Source organism: Achromobacter sp. Marseille-Q0513 (genome assembly GCF_018195695.1).
In the GTDB taxonomy this organism is placed as follows: Bacteria; Pseudomonadota; Gammaproteobacteria; order Burkholderiales; family Burkholderiaceae_B; genus Achromobacter.
In genome coordinates, this window is sequence record NZ_JAGTJY010000672.1 from 1 (window position 1) to 315 (window position 315).

Sequence of the window (315 nt, forward strand, 5' to 3'; positions counted from 1 at the left end):
GGGCCAACCCGTGAGCAAAAGGATGCAGTCCAAGGAAGGCCGTGTGTAGATTGCGGAGTAGTTACAGATAAACAGATCGCCGACCACAAAAAGCCACTCGTTGTGGAATATTATGTAGACGGGAAAAATGATGTGGAAAAGCAACGTCGAATAGATGCAGTACAGCCTCATTGCCTAACTTGCTCTGCCGAGCAAGGTGGACAACTTGGCGCGTTTGGTCGAGCTATGAGAAAGTTCTTTGGATTTGAATGATGGCTGATGAAATGCAAAATAAGCAGCGAGATGTGTGTGCACGTTTTGGTGCACCATATGTTG

1 protein-coding gene is annotated in these 315 nt (G+C 47.0%); it reads left to right on the forward strand.

All coding sequences use genetic code 11. The annotated features are described in order from the left end of the window. Window positions 1–252 (forward strand): hypothetical protein (locus KDH83_RS32250; RefSeq protein WP_212323297.1); only part of this gene is annotated, 252 nt, incomplete at its 5' end. Window positions 253–315: the final 63 nt, after the last annotated feature.